This window comes from Cellvibrio sp. PSBB023 (assembly GCF_002007605.1).
Taxonomy (GTDB): Bacteria; Pseudomonadota; Gammaproteobacteria; order Pseudomonadales; family Cellvibrionaceae; genus Cellvibrio.
In genome coordinates this window covers 2512501-2515000 of sequence record NZ_CP019799.1, presented here as the reverse complement: position 1 = coordinate 2515000, position 2500 = coordinate 2512501, and the positions used below count along the sequence as shown (strand labels likewise).

Annotated in this window: 2 rRNA genes (1 of these 2 cut by a window edge); both read left to right on the top strand. The window is 51.7% G+C overall.

The window, feature by feature from the left end:
* Positions 1-2131: ribosomal RNA gene (locus B0D95_RS10995) — 23S ribosomal RNA — on the top strand; it begins 757 nt to the left of the window's first position.
* 164 nt (positions 2132-2295) lie between these two features.
* Positions 2296-2411, top strand: a 5S ribosomal RNA gene (rrf, locus tag B0D95_RS10990).
* Positions 2412-2500: the final 89 nt, after the last annotated feature.

Sequence of the window (2500 nt, the reverse complement as noted above, 5' to 3'; positions counted from 1 at the left end):
TGGATAGGGGTGAAAGGCTAATCAAGCCGGGAGATATCTGGTTCTCCCCGAAAGCTATTTAGGTAGCGCGTCATGTCTCACCCAGGGGGGTAGAGCACTGTTTGGGCTAGGGGGTCATCCCGACTTACCAAACCCATGCAAACTACGAATACCCTGGAGTGCAATCATGGCAGACAGACAGCGGGTGCTAACGTCCGTTGTCAAGAGGGCAACAACCCAGACCGCCAGCTAAGGTCCCCAATGTTAGTTAAGTGGGAAACGATGTGGGAAGGCTTAGACAGCTAGGAGGTTGGCTTAGAAGCAGCCACCCTTTAAAGAAAGCGTAATAGCTCACTAGTCGAGTCGGCCTGCGCGGAAGATGTAACGGGGCTAAAACTAGCAACCGAAGCTGCGGCTGCATACTTTGTATGTGGGGTAGGGGAGCGTTCTGTAAGCCGTCGAAGGTGTGTTGAGAAGCATGCTGGAGGTATCAGAAGTGCGAATGCTGACATGAGTAACGATAAGGGGAGTGAAAAACTCCCCCGCCGGAAGATCAAGGGTTCCTGTCCAACGCTAATCGGGACAGGGTTAGTCGGCCCCTAAGGCGAGGCGGAAACGCGTAGTCGATGGGAAACAGGTTAATATTCCTGTACCTCTTTTTACTGCGATGGGGGGACGGAGAAGGCTAGAGCAGCACGGCGTTGGTTGTCCGTGTTTAAGGTCGTAGGCTGGTGTCTTAGGTAAATCCGGGATGCTAAGGCTGAGAACTGATGACGAGTGTTCCTCGGAACATGAAGTGCTTGATGCCATGCTTCCAAGAAAAGCCTCTAAGCTTCAGGTAAAAAGAGACCGTACTCCAAACCGACACAGGTGATCAGGTAGAGAATACCAAGGCGCTTGAGAGAACTCGGGTGAAGGAACTAGGCAAAATGGCACCGTAACTTCGGGAGAAGGTGCACTGCTGATGGTGAAGGGCTTGCCCCGTAAGCTATTGGCAGTCGAAGATACCAGGCCCCTGCAACTGTTTATTAAAAACACAGCACTCTGCAAACACGTAAGTGGACGTATAGGGTGTGACGCCTGCCCGGTGCCGGAAGGTTAATTGATGGGGTTAGCGCAAGCGAAGCTCTTGATCGAAGCCCCGGTAAACGGCGGCCGTAACTATAACGGTCCTAAGGTAGCGAAATTCCTTGTCGGGTAAGTTCCGACCTGCACGAATGGCGTAATGATGGGGGCGCTGTCTCCACCCGAGACTCAGTGAAATTGAAATCGCGGTTAAGATGCCGTGTTCCCGCGGCTAGACGGAAAGACCCCGTGAACCTTTACTATAGCTTTGCACTGAACTTTGAACCTATCTGTGTAGGATAGGTGGGAGGCTTTGAAGTCGAGACGCTAGTTTCGATGGAGCCGTCCTTGAAATACCACCCTGGTATGTTTGAGGTTCTAACGTCGGCCCCTTATCGGGGTTACGGACAGTGTATGGTGGGTAGTTTGACTGGGGCGGTCTCCTCCCAAAGAGTAACGGAGGAGCACGAAGGTGTGCTAATCATGGTCGGAAATCATGAGGTTAGTGTAAAGGCAAAAGCACGCTTGACTGCGAGACAGACATGTCGAGCAGGTACGAAAGTAGGTCTTAGTGATCCGGTGGTTCTGTATGGAAGGGCCATCGCTCAACGGATAAAAGGTACTCCGGGGATAACAGGCTGATACCGCCCAAGAGTTCACATCGACGGCGGTGTTTGGCACCTCGATGTCGGCTCATCACATCCTGGGGCTGAAGCCGGTCCCAAGGGTATGGCTGTTCGCCATTTAAAGTGGTACGCGAGCTGGGTTTAGAACGTCGTGAGACAGTTCGGTCCCTATCTGCCGTGGGCGTTGGAGATTTGAGAAGAGTTGTTCCTAGTACGAGAGGACCGGAATGAACGAACCTCTGGTGTTCGGGTTGTCATGCCAATGGCACTGCCCGGTAGCTATGTTCGGACGGGATAACCGCTGAAAGCATCTAAGCGGGAAGCCTCCTTCAAGACTAGATCTCCCTGGGGCTTTAAGCCCCCTAAAGAGCCGTTGAAGACTACGACGTTGATAGGTCAGGTGTGGAAGCGCTGCGAGGCGTTGAGCTAACTGATACTAATTGCTCGTGCGGCTTGACCATATAACAGAATCGACTGTTAGACGGTTTACGATTTATCCGGACTTGTACGATATGCAAGCATCCAAACAATACACACAGCAACACTTTACGTTCCACCGCCCTATTTGAGTCAATCAAGGCCGACATACTAGATGTCTTAAGACCTTCGAACTCATGCAGAATTGCTTGACGACCATAGCAAGTTGGAACCACCTGATCCCATTCCGAACTCAGAAGTGAAACGACTTAGCGCCGATGGTAGTGTGGGGTCTCCCCATGTGAGAGTAGGTCATCGTCAAGCTCTTAAATCCAAAGCCCCGTCAGCTACGCTGGCGGGGCTTTTCTATTAGTACAAGCCCTTGATTTTGAAAGGGTAAGTCAAGCAAATAT